This is a genomic window from Clostridium pascui, assembly GCF_016908015.1.
GTDB classification, from domain to species: domain Bacteria; phylum Bacillota; class Clostridia; order Clostridiales; family Clostridiaceae; genus Clostridium_AK; species Clostridium_AK pascui.
In genome coordinates, this window is the sequence record NZ_JAFBDB010000002.1 from 97,512 (window position 1) to 113,932 (window position 16,421).

General features: G+C 33.1%; 17 protein-coding genes. 12 read left to right on the forward strand and 5 right to left on the reverse strand.

Going from position 1 to position 16,421, the window contains the following annotated elements; all coding sequences use genetic code 11:
• The first annotated feature begins 54 nt into the window (after nucleotides 1-54).
• Nucleotides 55-1,551 carry a glycerol kinase GlpK gene (gene glpK, locus JOC70_RS05635; protein WP_204597916.1) on the forward strand — a complete coding sequence of 499 codons (1,497 nt, stop codon included), beginning with the start codon at nucleotides 55-57 and terminating at the stop codon, nucleotides 1,549-1,551.
• 71 nt (nucleotides 1,552-1,622) lie between these two features.
• Here glpK and JOC70_RS05640 read toward each other — a convergent pair whose 3' ends face one another.
• The gene (locus JOC70_RS05640; RefSeq protein ID WP_204597917.1) at nucleotides 1,623-2,813 is read right to left on the reverse strand and encodes an HD-GYP domain-containing protein; all 1,191 of its coding nucleotides are present in this window, start codon (nucleotides 2,811-2,813) and stop codon (nucleotides 1,623-1,625) included.
• Nucleotides 2,814-3,213: 400 nt separating this feature from the next.
• On the opposite strand from JOC70_RS05640, the gene JOC70_RS05645 reads away from it, so the two are divergent.
• Both JOC70_RS05645 and JOC70_RS05650 read left to right on the forward strand, forming a co-directional pair.
• Nucleotides 3,214-3,564 carry a hypothetical protein gene (locus tag JOC70_RS05645; protein WP_035306597.1) on the forward strand — a complete coding sequence of 117 codons (351 nt, stop codon included), beginning with the start codon at nucleotides 3,214-3,216 and terminating at the stop codon, nucleotides 3,562-3,564.
• Between the two features lie 20 nt (nucleotides 3,565-3,584).
• The gene (locus tag JOC70_RS05650) at nucleotides 3,585-4,424 is read left to right on the forward strand and encodes a diguanylate cyclase (protein WP_243429055.1); all 840 of its coding nucleotides are present in this window, start codon (nucleotides 3,585-3,587) and stop codon (nucleotides 4,422-4,424) included.
• A 153-nt stretch (nucleotides 4,425-4,577) separates the two neighbouring features.
• Here the strand turns inward: JOC70_RS05650 and JOC70_RS05655 are convergent, their stop codons facing one another.
• The 3 genes from JOC70_RS05655 to JOC70_RS05665 are packed head-to-tail and all read right to left on the reverse strand — an operon-like array spanning nucleotide 4,578 to nucleotide 6,405.
• Nucleotides 4,578-5,726, reverse strand: coding sequence for a sodium ion-translocating decarboxylase subunit beta (locus tag JOC70_RS05655; protein WP_204597919.1), 1,149 nt, complete (start codon nucleotides 5,724-5,726; stop codon nucleotides 4,578-4,580).
• A gap of 17 nt (nucleotides 5,727-5,743) precedes the next feature.
• Complete coding sequence (locus JOC70_RS05660) at nucleotides 5,744-6,073, reverse strand: biotin/lipoyl-containing protein (RefSeq protein ID WP_204597920.1); 330 nt, start codon at nucleotides 6,071-6,073, stop codon at nucleotides 5,744-5,746.
• Between the two features lie 32 nt (nucleotides 6,074-6,105).
• Complete coding sequence (locus JOC70_RS05665) at nucleotides 6,106-6,405, reverse strand: OadG family protein (RefSeq protein ID WP_204597921.1); 300 nt, start codon at nucleotides 6,403-6,405, stop codon at nucleotides 6,106-6,108.
• A gap of 320 nt (nucleotides 6,406-6,725) precedes the next feature.
• Between JOC70_RS05665 and JOC70_RS05670 the strand changes: the two genes are divergently transcribed.
• From JOC70_RS05670 to JOC70_RS05690, 5 genes are all read left to right on the forward strand, one after another.
• Complete coding sequence (locus JOC70_RS05670) at nucleotides 6,726-7,523, forward strand: IclR family transcriptional regulator domain-containing protein (RefSeq protein ID WP_204597922.1); 798 nt, start codon at nucleotides 6,726-6,728, stop codon at nucleotides 7,521-7,523.
• A gap of 182 nt (nucleotides 7,524-7,705) precedes the next feature.
• The gene (locus JOC70_RS05675; RefSeq protein ID WP_204597923.1) at nucleotides 7,706-8,476 is read left to right on the forward strand and encodes a LamB/YcsF family protein; all 771 of its coding nucleotides are present in this window, start codon (nucleotides 7,706-7,708) and stop codon (nucleotides 8,474-8,476) included.
• A 12-nt stretch (nucleotides 8,477-8,488) separates the two neighbouring features.
• Nucleotides 8,489-9,706, forward strand: coding sequence for an NRAMP family divalent metal transporter (locus tag JOC70_RS05680; RefSeq protein ID WP_341534861.1), 1,218 nt, complete (start codon nucleotides 8,489-8,491; stop codon nucleotides 9,704-9,706).
• Nucleotides 9,707-9,730: 24 nt separating this feature from the next.
• Nucleotides 9,731-10,474: a 5-oxoprolinase subunit PxpB gene (pxpB, locus tag JOC70_RS05685; RefSeq protein WP_204597924.1), complete on the forward strand. Its 744-nt coding sequence runs from the start codon at nucleotides 9,731-9,733 to the stop codon at nucleotides 10,472-10,474.
• Nucleotides 10,474-11,505, forward strand: coding sequence for a 5-oxoprolinase subunit C family protein (locus tag JOC70_RS05690; RefSeq protein WP_204597925.1), 1,032 nt, complete (start codon nucleotides 10,474-10,476; stop codon nucleotides 11,503-11,505). The genes pxpB and JOC70_RS05690 overlap by 1 nt, the downstream gene beginning before the upstream one ends.
• Nucleotides 11,506-11,573: 68 nt before the next feature.
• Here the strand turns inward: JOC70_RS05690 and JOC70_RS05695 are convergent, their stop codons facing one another.
• Nucleotides 11,574-12,371: an IclR family transcriptional regulator gene (locus JOC70_RS05695; RefSeq protein ID WP_204597926.1), complete on the reverse strand. Its 798-nt coding sequence runs from the start codon at nucleotides 12,369-12,371 to the stop codon at nucleotides 11,574-11,576.
• Nucleotides 12,372-12,693: 322 nt separating this feature from the next.
• Between JOC70_RS05695 and JOC70_RS05700 the strand changes: the two genes are divergently transcribed.
• The 4 genes from JOC70_RS05700 (at nucleotide 12,694) to JOC70_RS05715 (ending at nucleotide 16,417) form a co-directional block, all read left to right on the forward strand.
• The gene (locus JOC70_RS05700; protein WP_207755241.1) at nucleotides 12,694-13,671 is read left to right on the forward strand and encodes a 2-keto-3-deoxygluconate permease; all 978 of its coding nucleotides are present in this window, start codon (nucleotides 12,694-12,696) and stop codon (nucleotides 13,669-13,671) included.
• 49 nt (nucleotides 13,672-13,720) lie between these two features.
• Nucleotides 13,721-14,002, forward strand: coding sequence for a UxaA family hydrolase (locus JOC70_RS05705; RefSeq protein ID WP_204597927.1), 282 nt, complete (start codon nucleotides 13,721-13,723; stop codon nucleotides 14,000-14,002).
• A gap of 14 nt (nucleotides 14,003-14,016) precedes the next feature.
• Nucleotides 14,017-15,177, forward strand: a complete 1,161-nt coding sequence (locus tag JOC70_RS05710; RefSeq protein WP_204597928.1) for a UxaA family hydrolase — start codon at nucleotides 14,017-14,019, stop codon at nucleotides 15,175-15,177.
• 94 nt (nucleotides 15,178-15,271) lie between these two features.
• The gene (locus JOC70_RS05715) at nucleotides 15,272-16,417 is read left to right on the forward strand and encodes an iron-containing alcohol dehydrogenase (protein WP_204597929.1); all 1,146 of its coding nucleotides are present in this window, start codon (nucleotides 15,272-15,274) and stop codon (nucleotides 16,415-16,417) included.
• The last annotated feature ends 4 nt before the right edge of the window (nucleotides 16,418-16,421 follow it).

Below are 16,421 nucleotides of genomic sequence, written 5' to 3' on the forward strand. Positions count from 1 at the left end.
GACAGTATGAAAACCTTTAAATAAGTATTTGGGAATGAAGGGGAGGAAAATAAGATGGAAAAAGAAAAGTATATAATGGCGCTAGATCAAGGTACAACAAGTTCAAGATGTATAATATTCAATAAGCAAGGGGAAATAGTTGCCGTATCACAAAAAGAATTTACTCAAATATATCCCAAAGCAGGTTGGGTTGAGCATAATGCAATGGAAATTTGGGGAACACAGGCTGGTGTTGCAGGAGAAGCATTAGCAAAGGCAAGTTTAGATGCAACTGATATTGCATCCATAGGTATTACGAATCAAAGAGAAACGGTAGTAGTGTGGAATAAGAGAACAGGGATCCCTGTATATAATGCTATTGTATGGCAATGTAGAAGAACTGCAGAATATTGTGACGAGTTAAGAGGAAAAGGTTTTGATAAGGTAGTAAAGGATAAGACAGGCCTTATTTTAGATGCATATTTCTCAGGAACAAAGGTTAAATGGATACTAGATAATGTTCCAGGAGCTAGAGAAAAAGCAGAAAATGGAGAATTACTTTTCGGTAATATAGATACATGGCTAATTTGGAATTTAACAAAGGGAAAGGTTCATGCAACTGATTATACAAATGCCTCAAGAACAATGCTTTACAATATACATGAATTAAAATGGGATGATGAACTTTTAGAAGAACTTAATATACCAAAATCAATGCTTCCAGAAGTAAAACCTTCTAGTGCTATCTATGGAGAAACTGATGAACTTATATTTGGATCACCAATTACAATAGGTGGAGTTGCTGGAGACCAACAAGCAGCATTATTCGGACAGGTTTGTTGTTCAGAAGGTATGGCTAAGAACACATATGGAACAGGATGTTTCTTGCTTATGAATACTGGAAAGAAGCCTGTAGAATCTAAAAATGGATTACTTACAACTATGGCTGCTTGCTATAATGGAACTCCAGAATATGCGCTTGAAGGAAGTATATTTGTAGGTGGAGCAGTTATTCAGTGGATTCGTGATGAACTTAGAATGATTAAAAGTGCAGCAGAGTCTGAAAAATATGCAGAAGCGGTTGAAGATTCCAATGGAGTATATATAGTACCAGCCTTTGTTGGGCTTGGAGCTCCATATTGGGATGCATATGCAAGAGGAACTGTAGTAGGTCTTACAAGAGGGGCTAAGAAGGAACACTTTATAAGAGCAGCATTAGAATCTTTAGCATATCAAACACATGATGTATTAAAAGCTATGGAAGAAGATTCAGGAGTAAAATTACAGACATTAAAGGTTGATGGAGGAGCATGTGCTAATAATTTCTTAATGCAGTTCCAAGCTGATATATTAGATACACCGGTTCAAAGACCAGAGGTAATAGAAACTACAGCACTTGGGGCAGCATATCTCGCAGGACTTGCAGTGGAATATTGGAAGGACTTAGATGATATATGTTCAAGCTGTAAGACCTCAAAGACTTTTACGCCTAACATGGAACAAGAAAAGAGAGAAAAGTTTATTGCTGGATGGCATAAAGCAGTTGGAAGATCACAGGAGTGGGAAAAATAATTAAATAAATTAAGGTTGAAGATGGAATTCTATGAATTACAATAGAGTTCCATCTTATTATATTATACTTTTTAAATTTTAGATTTAGAGTCAATACTATAAAAGGTGTTATCAGTTAAGTTGATTATATTACCATTTTCTAACTGGATGATTGGAAGATATGGATATTTAACATAGTTATCAAAGCCAATTATTTTACCAGCAATACCATTAGGCAAATGTATTGTTTTATTTAGTTTGAAATACGTAGTTCTATGCAGAAATATACCTAAAATATTATTATCTAGTACCTCGTCTTTATTTTCACAGACAAATCTAATTGCTTCTGAAGGAAGAAGTCCAGTTGTATAGTTATACCCACCTACTAAATCATCGTATTCATGAGCTATATGAAGAATTCTGCCAAACAAACTTATTTCTTCTCCCCTTTTGCCGTTTGGGTATCCCTTACCGTTATAAGATTCATGATGATCTAAAATTCCATTAATAATTGACTTTTTACGTAAAAGTGGAGAGTTTGAAGTCATATTAGAGAAAACTTCAAGATGCTTTTTCATTGCTGGGTGATTGTATTCTTGAGTTTTTAAAAAAGCCTTATATTCCTTATTAGGTAGTTCTGTAAAGCCTATATTTAAAAACAATCCTGCAATGGCTAACTCAATTAAATCATCATTAGTCAATTCCACAGTTAGTCCAATCAAAAGTGAGATACAGGTTGTATTTATACTGTGAATTAATAGTATATCATCATAGTCTTTGATTTTATTGAAAAGATTAATAAACGTGTTATTATTTGAAAATAAAGTTAATAAGTTTGATTTGATGTCTATTGCCCGGTTTCTTAAATTCTCTGATTCTAAAGTGCTTTCTAAAGAGGCCCAATAAGGTGAAGTTGATAGCATGCTTGTAATAGGATTAATAGTATTAGAATTAATATAATTTTCAATTTCATAGATAGGAATATTTTTGTATTTTTTCATAATTTCATTTAAATCTTTTTTAAATCCAGTATTAATGTAGTTGTTATTCTGTAGAAATTCTTCAAAATCCTTTACAGATGGGGCTACTAAAACATAGGTATCAGGCAATATGTGCTTTTTCATTATATTAATTAAAGAAACGTTTAAGTTTTTATTTTCATTAATAAGCATTAATCCATCTGACCTGTAAATAGGATGTAATAAAATATCGCCAGGAATAAGATCTTGGATTTGTTTTTTTATATAATTTTGTTTTATAAAATGCCTTTTATCTTCAAACATAGAACTTCCCCTTTCGATTTCATTTACATATAATTATACTTTATTTGTATTTGCATGGAAAGTATTGGTGAAAAAACAAATATATTTATATGAAGCAGTAAATAAAAATAATCATTAAAGCTTTTAATAAAAGGATAATTACGTTGAAGGCCAATAGCTTTATTTAAAAAATAAGGGTAAAAATTGATTTTAATAAATATAAATACATTAATTACATATATAGGAATATCACAGAGAGATAAAAGGATTATCAATAGTCCTATAAAAAAGACTTTATATTACTTTAAAAGTAAATATTACAACAAAATATCCAAAATTTATTAAAAACATATACATATAATAGAAAAATTAGACAAAATATGATAATATATTATATGTATTAGGGAAGGTGGCTAGGTCTATGGGAAATAAAATAGAAGGAAGTAGAAAAGCAGAAATAAATATGCGCTTTTCAGAATTTGAAATGCCTCCAATGCAGGATGCATTAATAGTGGGCAAACGAGCTCCAATTGGAGCGGAGGCAACAAGAAGAATGGTAGACATACTTTCACCAGAACAATATGAAATAATTAGGATAGAACATGAGTATGTTGAAGCCATTGTTGTAAGAAGATCTTTATTAAATATGTTATCGGAGGATAAACTTATACCCATAATTATGGAGGAGGGAGAAAAAATTGCTAACGAATCAATGATTATAAGAGCTCAAGTGAATATAACTCTTAATGTTAGCAAGTCTATTGACTTATGATGCAGAAGGTATTAAATATAATGGATAAGAATTTTATGGAAGTTGATTTTCTGAGCGGAGTAAGGCGGGTTCAAGATGTTTTCTATGAAAGGGATACAGAGTGCTTTGTTGTTTATGATGAGGAAAGATTAGCTGGTGTAGTCACAAAAAAGGAATTAATTGGAGCGCATCCAAACAGAATAATCGCTGATGTTATGTCTTACAAATATATTTGTATTGATTGTTGTACATACATATGGGATATTAGAGAAACATTTGATTTAAATAGAGATATTGATATTGCACTTATAAGAGATAATAATAAAATCATAGGATACATAACAAGAACAACTTTAAATATAGAGTTAGGAAAACATATTGATTTACTTACAGGACTGTATAAAAATGATTATTTATTTTATAACGCATATAAATTAATAAAAAGTCAACAGAATACAACGATTATATTTATGGATTTAAATAATTTCGGTTATATTGATAAGAAGTATGGTCATATAAATGGAGATGCTATACTTAAAGATGTCGCAGAGGTATTAAAGGAAAGTATTAGTTCCGAATGTTATCTTTGCAGGTATGCGGGAGACGAATTTGCAATATTAACTCCACATCCTATAGATGACAGTAAGGTACTTGCAGAAAAAGTTATAAAGGCTATAAGTTCCTATGAGTTTACTAATAATATAGCAGTTTCTGCATCAATAGGAATTACAGGTTGTAGGATACATAATAATAAAATAGAAAATACATTTGAAATAATAAAAAAATTAGTAAACGTTGCAAGCTTAGCATCAACAAAGGCAAAGCAAAGTGCTAATAATTCAATTATTGTTGGGGATGTGGACATAGATGCAATTGCTTAAATATATAGTTGAGTATGGATTAATATATTTTAATCACACTCAACTTTTTGTATTTATAAATAAATATATAACAACAGGAGATAGAGTTTACAAAAAGAGCTATGTAAACCTATAGCTTTTACATAGCAAAATCACTGTTTAAGTTTTAAATTATTATCCGAAAAGAGCCAAAAGGACTCCAGCAGCAACTGCTGAACCTATAACGCCTGCTACATTGGGACCCATTGCATGCATAAGAAGATAGTTTGATGGATTAGCCTTTTGTCCTTCAACTTGAGAAACTCTTGCAGCCATTGGAACAGCGGAAACTCCAGCAGATCCTATAAGAGGATTGATTTTTCCCCCGGATAAAAAGCACATAAGTTTCCCTAAAAGTAATCCGCCTATTGTACTAAATGCAAATGCAGCAAGTCCAAGGAATATAATTTTTAAAGTCTCAGGGCTTAAGAATCTATCGGCTCTGGCAGTAGCCCCTACAGTAGTACCAAGAAAAATGGTAACGATATTAATTAATGCATTTTGTGCTGTATTAGAGAGCCTTTCAACAACTCCGGACTCCTTAAATAGATTTCCCATCATTAACATTCCTATAAGAGGTGCTACAGAAGGAAGCAATAGCACTGTAAGTACTGTAACTGCTATAGGAAACACTATTTTTTCAACTTTAGATACCTCTCTAAGCTGGTCCATTTTAATTTCTCGCTCTTTTTTTGTTGTGAGTAACTGCATTAAAGGAGGTTGTATAAGGGGAATTAGCGCCATATAAGAATAAGCTGCAATTGCAATTGCTGGCAGCAATTCTGGAGCAAGCCTCGTTGTTAAAAATATTGCTGTAGGCCCATCCGCGCCACCAATGATACCTATTGAAGCTGCAGCTTTAGGTGAGAAGCCTAGTGCAATTGCAATAATAAAAGCAGTAACAACACCTAATTGGGATGCTGCACCTAGAAATAAACTTGAAGGCCTAGCAATAAGAGGCCCAAAGTCAGTCATTGCACCGATTCCTAGAAATATTAGAGAAGGATAAATTCCTAATTTGACACCTTGATATAAATAATAAAGTAATCCCCCTGGTTCAGAAGGGCTTGCAAGCGGGCCAGACATTATTCCTGTAGATGGTAAATTAGCTAGAAGGACCCCAAAGGATATAGGTAGCAGTAAAAGGGGCTCGAACTTTTTTTTAATAGCTAGATATATAAGCAGAAAAGAGATAAGAATCATTATTAATTGTTCCCATGTTAGTGCTGCAAAACCTGATTCGTTAAATAATTTTATAATTGTATCTGAAAATGAAAAAGACATTTATATACCCCCCTTTTCTATTCAATCACAGCAAGAATATCACTTGTGTTAACAGAGCTTCCCTTTGCAACCTGAATTTCTTTAATGATTCCATCTTTAGGGGCTGCAATTTCATTTTCCATTTTCATAGCTTCAAGTATAAATAAAGTGCTACCTTTTTTCACATTATCTCCCAGACTTACTTTTATGTCTATGATTGTGCCAGGCATTGGAGATTTTAATAGTTCGCTAATTGTACTTGTCTTTTTAATTGTCTCTTTAGAAACGTTATTAGTGACTTTTTCTGTAGTAGAATTTATAATTTCCACCTCATATTTTTTATTATCAACAGTAATAATATAATTCATTTAAGTGTTCCCCCTCTAAAATAATAATGTGATTATACATCAAGTGGTCTTATGGATTTAATTTTAACTGATTTTAAAGGAATGTTAGATGCATGACTTATTGAAGCTGCAATAATTGCAACCGTCTTTTCATCAACATCGACGAAAGTGGTTTTATCAGTTAATACTTCTAAGGTATTTTTGCCTTGGGCAATGGTAGCTAATTTCGCTTTTTTCTTAAAAAAATGAAAACATTTGGATTGTAAATTTAAAAAAAGGCTTAGTGCAATAAGAACAGCAAAAACTATAGACATAACAAATAAAGCAACTAATATGCTTTCAAGTACTGACATAAAATTCCTCCTTATTAGTACAAACATTTATATATTTTTTATGAATTAATAAAGATAAATTATTACTGGTATATAAATAATGAACCATCGGTTTAGTATATTTATATGTCAATGGATTAAGAATATGCTATATAAAAAATTAAAGTTAAATTTATTTAAATAATTTATATGTACTATTAGTTAAAAGAAATAAGTTTTCATACATAGCCTGATTGAATATTTTTACATATTAAGGTAAACTATCATATAATGGGATTTTTAATGAGCGGAAAATAAAATCATAAGGTGAAAGTTTAGTCAAAAAGGGGGATAAGAAATAAGTGTTAACAGAACAAAACAATATAAATAACAGCCTGGATAAGGCGCTAGAGCTTTTAAAGTATTTTACTAATGAATGCCCTGTTAGAGGGTTAAGTGAAATAAGCAGAGAGTCCTCTATACCAAAAGCAACAGTGTATAGGCTACTTAATACTTTTGCGAAAAATGGATTTTTACAAAAGGTTGATATTCATGGACAGCAAAATCAGTATAAATTAGGTATGAAGTTTTTTGAACTGGGAATGCTTGTATCAGAATCAATGGAGCTAAAGGAAGTTGCCCTCCCGCTAATGAAAGAGTTAAGGGATCTACTTAATGAAGATATTCAGTTATCTATAAGGGAAAATAATTATTCTATTTATATTGAAAAAATAACATGTACGCATCCTGTGAGGTTATTCACAAGAGTAGGGAGAACAGTGCCTTTAAGTGCTGGAGCTTGTGCAAGGGCAATATTGTCTTTTTTAGATGATAAAGAGATACAAGACATTTTGGACAAGGAACCTTTGGTTAAATACACAGATAATACTATTACTGACAAGAAGAAGTTGTGGGAAAACATAGAAGAAAATAGAATAAAGGGTTATACAATTAGCTTCGGGGAGCTAGAACCACAAACTGTTTCAGTAGGGGTGCCTATATTTGATTATTCTCAAAATGTTGTGGCATCCTTAAGTGTTGCAGGACCAGAGCAAAGATTTAATAATAAGTCTCTACCATTGATCATAAATGAAGCAAAAAAGACTGCTAAAGAAATATCTAAAATTTTAGGGTGTAATTTTAGTAAAGTTTATAAATAAATTAATTAGACGTGATACCTAGTAAAAACTATTGGGTATTACGTCTAGTTTTTTGTTAATAAATATATATAAAATTTTATCAATGATACATATATCCAATATTTTATTAATATAAGTATTATAGGTATAAATGAAACATCGGTTTAATAATTGAAAAGATAATTATATGGGAGGTACTTATTATGTTTAAGGTTGATTTGAACAGTGATCTAGGGGAAAGCTTTGGAAATTATAAGATAGGATTAGATGAAGAAGTGATAAAATATGTTACTTCCGTAAATGTTGCTTGTGGATGGCATGCTGGTGATGCTGAAGTTATGGAAAACACTATTAAAACAGCAAAGGAAAATGGAGTGGCGATTGGGGCACATCCTGGTTTCCCAGATTTAATTGGGTTTGGACGAAGAAATCTTTCCGTAAGTCCTGGTGAGATGAAAGCTTATATAAAGTATCAATTAGGAGCACTTATGGCATTTGCAAAGGCTGAAGGTGAGAAAATACAACATGTAAAACCACATGGAGCTATGTATAATATGGCTGCAAAGGATTTAACATTGGCAACAGCCATAGCTGAAGCTATATATGAAGTGGACAAGGACATTATTTTATTAGGACTTGCTAATAGTGAATTGACTAGAGCAGGTGAACAGGTAGGATTAAAAGTAGCTAATGAAGTATTTGCTGATAGAGCATACAATTCTGATGGAACATTGGTGGCAAGATCGAAGAAAGGTTCTGTTATTCATGACGCTGATGTTGCTATATCTAGAGTTATAAAAATGGTAAAGGAAGGGAAGGTTACAGCAATAACTGGTGAAGATGTTAACATAAATGCCCAATCTATATGCGTACATGGAGATAATCCAGATGCTGTGAAGTTTGTTAAGGAAATTAGAAGGAGACTTCAAGAGGAAGAAATTGAAATAGCTTCAATCTCAAATTTTATTAAATAGGAGGGAAGGGTCATGAACACGGAAATGGAGAAAACCTCAAAGAATTTAAAACCGAGGCGTGGAAATGGAAGTGCCCTTATAGGTGCGGCGTTTATCATGGCAACTTCAGCTATAGGACCAGGATTTTTGACTCAAACAGCCCAATTTACCGAGAGATTTGCTGCGAGTTTTGCTTTTGTAGTATTAGTTTCAATTATATTTAATATAGGCGCTCAGATAAATGTATGGAGAATTATTGGTGTATCTGGGATGAGGGGACAAGACATTGCAAATAAAGTTGTACCTGGGCTTGGATATTTTATTGCAATACTCGTAGCAATGGGAGGGCTGGCATTTAATATTGGAAATGTTGGTGGTGCAGCTTTGGGATTAAATGTTATTTTTGGTCTTAACGTACAATATGCTACTATCATTTGTGGAATTGTAGCAAGTGTTATTTTTTTATCTAAGGAAGCAGGTTCAGTGGTAGATAAGCTTACACAGGTTTTAGGAGTATTAATGATTATAATTGTGACGTATGTTGCAATTAAGACGCAGCCGCCTGCTGGAGAAGCTTTGATTAGAAGCGTTACTCCAGAAAACCCTGAGTTGTTATTATTTCCAATAATTACGTTACTTGGCGGAACAGTAGGAGGCTATATTACTTTTTCAGGTGGACATAGATTGATTGATGCAGGAATTACAGGAATAAATAAGGTTAAAGAAGTTACGCAATCTGCAGTACTTGGTATTACAATTGCATCCATTATGAGAATACTAGTATTTTTAGCGGTATTAGGAGTTGTAAGCAAAGGAATTGCTTTAGATCCGTCTAATCCAGCGGCCTCTGCTTTTAAGAGTGGTGCGGGAATGATTGGATATAAGTTTTTCGGTGTTGTATTATTAGCTGCAAGTATTACTTCAGTAGTGGGGGCCGCCTATACATCTGTATCATTTTTAAAAACACTCAATCCATTTATACAAAAATATGAAAAGCAGACTACTATAGGATTTATTATTTTCTCAACAATTGTCATGGCTATGATAGGACAACCAGTAAAGCTGCTTATTTTAGCAGGATCCCTTAATGGATTAATCTTACCAATAACCCTAGGAGTAATATTAGTAGCCTCTAAAAGAAAGGATATTGTAGGAGAGTACAATCATCCTAAATGGATGTTAATACTTGGTATATTAGTTGTTGTAATTGCTGCATACGCAGGAATGAGGTCATTATCAAGCATATTTTAGAAAAATTAATCAGGAGGAAATACCATGTATAAGGAGACAAGATATTTAACAGCTGGAGATAGGGCGTTAACTGTTGAATATGGAAATGAGATTTCTGAAGATATAAGTAATAAGGTAAGATCAATGATGGTAGCCTTGGAATTAAATAAAATAGAAGGTGTAATAGAAATTGTGCCAACTTATCGCTCTTTAATAATTCACTATAATCCTTTAAATATAAAATATGATAATTTAGTAAGTGAATTAAAATTGTTAGAAAGTAAGCTTAAAGATATTTCATTACCAGAGCCTGAAGTTATTGAAATACCCACATTATATGGAGGAGAATATGGAGCAGATATTGGAAATGTTGCTCAGTATAATGGAATAACTGTAGAAGAGGTAATAAAAATACACAGTTCCAAGGAATATCTCATATATATGTTAGGATTTACCCCTGGGTTCCCATATCTTGGAGGAATGGATGAAAAAATTGCTACACCAAGATTAAAAGTACCAAGAACAAAAATTAGCAAAGGATCTGTAGGAATTGCAGCAAATCAAACAGGAATATATCCTATTGATAGTCCTGGTGGATGGCAATTAATCGGCAAAACCCCTTTAAAGCTTTATGAACCAAATAGGGAAGTGCCCATACTTTTAAAAGCAGGAAACTATATTAAATTTATACCTATCTCTGAAGAACAGTATAAAACTATAGAGAAAGATGCAAATGATGGATGTTATGAATATAGTACTTATATTAAGAAAAGGGAGGAGAGGGTATAATGGGAGAAATAAAAATCAAAAATCCTGGACTTTTGACATTGATACAAGACAATGGAAGATATGGATATCAGCAATTTGGTGTTCCTGTTTCAGGAGTTATGGATAGTTTTTCCCATAGAGTAGGTAATATTTTGGTAGGGAACAATGAAAATGAAGCTCTCTTAGAAGTGACTATATTAGGTCCCGAAATAGAGATTATGAATGACTCCTTAATTGCTATTACAGGAGGGGATTTAAGTCCAGTTTTAAATAGCGAACCTGTACCTATGTGGGAAAGTATACGTATAAAAAAAGGAGACATATTAGGATTTGGTCAGATTAAAAATGGATGTAGAAGCTATATAGCATTTGCAGGTGGGATTCAAGTTGAAAAGGTTATGGGAAGTAGGTCTACTTATGTTAAAGCTAAAATAGGTGGACTTAATGGAGGGAATTTAAAATCAGGAGATATTATAAAAATAGGTAATTTACAAGATAACTTAACTTCTACTAAGCACAGAAAGCTACCTAATAAATATATTCCTACGTATTCAAATAATATAGAAGTAAGAGTTGTTTTAGGACCTCAAGATGATTATTTTACTGAAAAGGGAATACAAAAGTTTTTATCTGCCGAATATAAAGTTACTAATGAATGTGATCGTATGGGATATAGATTAGAAGGAGAGGCAATTGAACATATTAGTGGTGGAGATATTATATCTGATGGAATTAATTTTGGTGCTATTCAAATCCCAAATCATGGACAACCAATTATTATGATGGCAGATAGACAAACTGCTGGGGGGTATACAAAAATTGCCAATGTTATTTCTATAGATCTTCCTAAAATAGCGCAGGCTAAGCCTGGAGATTGTATTACATTTAAAAAAGTAACTATTTACGAGGCTCAAAGGCTTCTCGAAGAAATGGAAGAAGATATTAATACAATTAAAAGGAATTGTATTAGTGAAAGTATCATTAGAATCAGTGAAATTTTATTAAAGGTAAATGGGAAAGAGTATAATGTAAAGGTAGAAGAAGTAGGATAAAATCAGGTATTAAAATCTGAAATCCCCATGCTGTAAGCATGGGGATTTTTATGTAGCTTGATATCTTTTTATAAATTACTTGGAAAAAAGGATAAGGAACTTATATCAATATCAAGTCTGTTTAACAAGGCTTCAATTTTTGCCTTAGATTGTATTAAAAGTTTTTTTATTAATTCTATTTTTTCAGGTGTTGCTCGGAATGAAGGAATACTTACACTAATAGCAAAACCAACTTGATTATCTTTACGAATTGGAACAGCTATACATCTAATGTGGTCGGTAATTTCCTCATACTCCACAGCAATATTAGTTTGACGAGTATTAGATAGCTGCTGATACAATATATCAAAATCAGTTATTGTATTAGGTGTATAAGATTCTAAGCCATTAGGATAAAGATCTTTTAATTGCTGCTTTGAACAATCACATAACAAAGCTTTACCCAAAGCTGTACAATAAGCCGGCAATGATTTTCCTACTGATGAAATTAATCTAATAGGCTCAGGGGAATCTACTTTAGCAATATAAAGAACTTTATCCTTATTTAGTACCCCTAGCTGGCAAGTTTCTGAGCTTTTATCGACAATAAGCTGCATTTCTTCAGTGATAAAATTCAAAACATCTAGATTCTGTGAATAAGAAGAACCAACAGCAAATGAACTTATACCAATTATATATTTAGATGTATGCTTATTAATCTCAATAAATTTTCTTTCATATAACGTTCTAATAACTGGGAAAATACTGCTTTTTGGAGCGTTAATAGCACTAGCGATTTCTGTTAAAGTATAGCCTTCAGAAGAAAATGCAAGCAGCTCTAATATATCTAAAACACGTGAAGTGGGTCTGTGTTCTGAATCAATCAAAGTATAATACCTCCTCTACAAATAAAGCCAACACTATAATAACAAAAAAGGAATTTATTTTCAAGACAGGCAATATGATTTTGCTGAAAACAAAGATAAATAAAATTTTTCAGAAAATGATAACAATTAATATTGACATACTATTCCATAGATGATATTATAATCTCAACAAGTTCGTAAATACAAATACGGTTCGTAATAACGAACGTGAAAAACGTAATTAAATTGAAAGGTGGGGAAAAAACAATTAGAAAACGATTTATATAGTTAAATTTTAATTTGGGAATTTTAATATTAAAACTTTTAGGAGGAAGATATTATTATGATTATGAAGTTTCTAAAAAAGGTACCAGCAGGTATGATGATTGTTCCATTACTGATTGGATCATTCCTAAACACATTTTTTCCAGAAGCACTTAAGATAGGATCCTTTACAACAGCTGTGTTTTCCAATGCAGGTGCAGCAACTGCGATGGGAATTCAACTATTTTGCTTAGGAACTACATTACAAATTAAGGACATGCCTAAAGTTCTTAAGCGTGGAGGAATATTATTAATATCAAAATTTATTATCGGGGCAGCTATAGGAATTGCAGTGGGGAAAATATTTGGATTTGCTGGAGTTCTAGGATTATCAGCATTATCAGTAATCAGCGCAGTAACAAATAGTAACGGAAGTGTTTACTTAGCATTAATGAAAAGTTACGGTGATACTACAGATTGTGCTGCTATGGCTCTTTTAGCATTAAATGATGGGCCGTTCTTTACTTTAATAGCTTTAGGAGCATCTGGACTGGCTAATATTCCAGGAAAGGCTTTAATTGCTACAGTTATTCCTATTATTGTAGGTATGATTCTTGGAAACTTAGACAAAAGTTTAAGAGATTTCTTAGCACCAGCAGGAGATATTTTGATACCGTTTGTTGGATTAACCTTAGGAGCTGGAATTAATTTAACTAATGTTATTAAAGGTGGCCCACAAGGAATAGTACTAGGCTTAATTACAGTATTAGTGGGAGGCGCATTTATTGTATTCTGCGACAGAATAATAGGAAGACGTCCAGGATATGCAGGATGGGCAGTTGCTACAACTGCTGGAAATGCCATTGCTGTGCCTGCAGCTGTTGCATTAATAGATCCAAGCTGGGCACCTTATGTAGCTGTAGCAACTTCTCAAGTAGCAGCATCTACTGTTGTTACAGCAATATTAGTTCCTTTAGTAACTGACTGGTGGGCTAAAAAATTTGGATGTCCACAAATTCCAATAACAAAAGAAGATGGGACATTAGTAGGGATTTAATCTAATTTTACTATAGATAAAATATCTAATATAAAAAGGAGAGATAAGCATGGTAAACGCGTTAATGATTGATGAGAAGGATGATGTCATAGTAGCAATTGAACCTATTGAGAAGGGTTCGGAAATTAACTATAAATCAAAGGATGATATGGTTAAAACGTTGATTGCATTAGATAATATCATAATTTATCATAAAATAGCGGTTAAAGACATTGCTAAAGGTAATCCAATAAGCAAGTATGGTGAACATATAGGTGTAGCGGCAACAGATATTAAGGCTGGTATGCATGTTCATGAACATAATGTACAAAGTGTTAGAGAAGAATTATAAGGGGGAGATTAGCTATGAATTTTTATGGATATAAAAGACCAGATGGAAAAGTAGGAATTAGAAACCACATTTTAATTTTACCAGCAAGTGTATGTGCTTCGGATACAACAAGAATAGTTGCATCACAGGTAGAAGGTGCTGTTACATTTAATAATCAAAATGGATGTTCACAGGTTGCTTCAGATCAGCAGTTTACAATGGATGTAATGGCTGGATTTGCAGCTAACCCTAATATTTATGGTACAGTTGTTATTTCCCTTGGATGTGAAAACTGTCAAATGGATTTAGTAACTAAAGCAATTGAGGAAAGAACTAACAAACCTCTTAAAACCGTTATAATTCAAGAAGCAGGTGGAACGCTTAAGACAATCGAAAAGGCTGTCCGCTATGCTAAAGAAATGGCAGAAGAAGCTAGTATGCTTAGAAGAGAAGAATTCCCGATTTCCGAACTAATTGTTGGTACAGAATGTGGTGGCTCAGACCCAACATCAGGACTTGCTTCAAACCCACTTGTAGGCGCACTTAGTGATAGATTAGTAGAACATGGATCAACATCAATTCTTAGTGAAACAACTGAGTTTATAGGAGCAGAACACATCCTTGCTAGACGTGCAAAGAATGAAGAAGTTCGTGATAGAATTTACGACATAGTTCATAGATATGAAAAAGCCCTTCAATTAGTTGGAGAAGAAGTAAGAGAAGGTAACCCATCACCAGGTAATAAGGCAGGTGGATTAACAACTCTTGAAGAAAAATCTCTTGGATGTATTCACAAAGGTGGGCATAGTGTAATTAATGCTGTATTTGACTATGCTAAGCCAGTAACAGAAAAAGGTCTTGTTATCATGGACACTCCAGGTAATGACCCATCCTCAGTTGCAGGTATGATTGCAGGAGGAGCTCAAATAGTTGTATTTACCACTGGACGTGGTACTCCAACAGGTAATCCAATAGCACCTGTTATAAAGATTACAGGTAATAAGATTACTTATAAAAATATGGAAGATAACATGGATTTCGATGCTAGTCCAGTAATTTATGGAACTAAAACTATGGACGAGTTAGCCGATGAGTTATTAGGTAAAGTTGTTGAAACAGCAAGCGGTAAACTTTCAAAAGCAGAATCTCTTGGTTATATGGAAATAGCTATTGCTAGAGTTTGTAACTACGTATAGTAGATATATAGGAAAATTACAATTAGGCTTGCAATAATGCAGGCCTCATTGCATAAAATCCAGATGTTATATTAATTAAAGGAGAAATATTTGTATGAGTATTTATTATATTCCACCAGTAAATTTACTTGGAAGAGGTTGTCTTGCTGAAGCAAAAGAACCAATTAAATCACTTGGAGCTAAAAAAGCTTTTGTGGTTAGTGATAAGTTTTTAACTTCCAATGGAACAGTAAAAAAGGTAACAAATCTACTAACTGAAATAGGTATAGAATATGTTGTATATGATGACGTTAAGCCAAATCCGACGGTAACTAATGTTGACAATGGCTTAAAAATTCTTGAGAAAGAAAATTGTGATTTTGTTATTACCATTGGAGGAGGATCACCGCAGGACTGTGGTAAGGCTATCTCTATTCTTGCTACCAATGGTGGTTCTACAAAAGATTATGAAGGTATAAATAAAACTACTAAAAAGTGTCTTCCAATTGTGGCTATAACAACAACTGCTGGAACTTCCGCAGAAGTTACGATTAATTATGTTATAACTGACGAAGAACGCCACGTAAAAATGATTATGGTTGATACCAATTCATTAGCAGCAATTACAGTTAATGATCCAGAGCTTATGATAAGTAAACCAGGGCCGTTAACTGCTGCAACTGGTATGGATGCATTGACCCATGCTGTGGAGGCGGTAGTAGCTAACGGTGCATATGATGTAACAGATTCAACTGCACTATATTCTATAAAACAAATATTTGAGTTTCTCCCAAGGGCTGTTAAAGACGGCAGTGGCATCGAAGCCAGAGAGCAGATGTGCTATGCTTGTTTCTTAAATGGTATTGCATTTAGTAATGCTGGACTTGGAAATGTACACGCCATGGCACATCAGTTGGGCGGACTATATGATTTACCGCATGGTGTATGTAATGCTATGTTATTACCTATAGTTGAAGAAGAAAATGCAAAGGGAGCTCCAGATAAGTTCCGTGCTATAGCTGAAGTAATTGGAATGGATGTTACGGGTAAATCAGATGAAGAGTGTGTTAATTTTGTAATTAGCAAAATGAAAGCACTTTCAGAAGAGGTTGGAATTCCAAAGTCATTAAAAGAAGTTGGAGTAGACAATCCTGATTTTGAGCTGCTAGCTGAAAATGCCATGAAGGATGCTTGTGCAGGTGCAAATCCAGTATTCTTTAGTAAGGAAAAATTAATTGAATTATTTAAGAGGATAGCGTAAATAG

Coding starts and splice junctions, on each gene's coding strand:
- glpK (WP_204597916.1), top strand. CDS start 55: ATGGAAAAAGAAAAGTATATAATGGCGCTAGATCAAGGTACAACAAGT.
- JOC70_RS05640 (WP_204597917.1), bottom strand. CDS start 2,813: ATGTTTGAAGATAAAAGGCATTTTATAAAACAAAATTATATAAAAAAA.
- JOC70_RS05645 (WP_035306597.1), top strand. CDS start 3,214: ATGGGAAATAAAATAGAAGGAAGTAGAAAAGCAGAAATAAATATGCGC.
- JOC70_RS05650 (WP_243429055.1), top strand. CDS start 3,585: ATGGATAAGAATTTTATGGAAGTTGATTTTCTGAGCGGAGTAAGGCGG.
- JOC70_RS05655 (WP_204597919.1), bottom strand. CDS start 5,726: ATGTCTTTTTCATTTTCAGATACAATTATAAAATTATTTAACGAATCA.
- JOC70_RS05660 (WP_204597920.1), bottom strand. CDS start 6,073: ATGAATTATATTATTACTGTTGATAATAAAAAATATGAGGTGGAAATT.
- JOC70_RS05665 (WP_204597921.1), bottom strand. CDS start 6,405: ATGTCAGTACTTGAAAGCATATTAGTTGCTTTATTTGTTATGTCTATA.
- JOC70_RS05675 (WP_204597923.1), top strand. CDS start 7,706: ATGTTTAAGGTTGATTTGAACAGTGATCTAGGGGAAAGCTTTGGAAAT.
- JOC70_RS05680 (WP_341534861.1), top strand. CDS start 8,489: ATGAACACGGAAATGGAGAAAACCTCAAAGAATTTAAAACCGAGGCGT.
- pxpB (WP_204597924.1), top strand. CDS start 9,731: ATGTATAAGGAGACAAGATATTTAACAGCTGGAGATAGGGCGTTAACT.
- JOC70_RS05690 (WP_204597925.1), top strand. CDS start 10,474: ATGGGAGAAATAAAAATCAAAAATCCTGGACTTTTGACATTGATACAA.
- JOC70_RS05700 (WP_207755241.1), top strand. CDS start 12,694: ATGATTATGAAGTTTCTAAAAAAGGTACCAGCAGGTATGATGATTGTT.
- JOC70_RS05705 (WP_204597927.1), top strand. CDS start 13,721: ATGGTAAACGCGTTAATGATTGATGAGAAGGATGATGTCATAGTAGCA.
- JOC70_RS05710 (WP_204597928.1), top strand. CDS start 14,017: ATGAATTTTTATGGATATAAAAGACCAGATGGAAAAGTAGGAATTAGA.
- JOC70_RS05715 (WP_204597929.1), top strand. CDS start 15,272: ATGAGTATTTATTATATTCCACCAGTAAATTTACTTGGAAGAGGTTGT.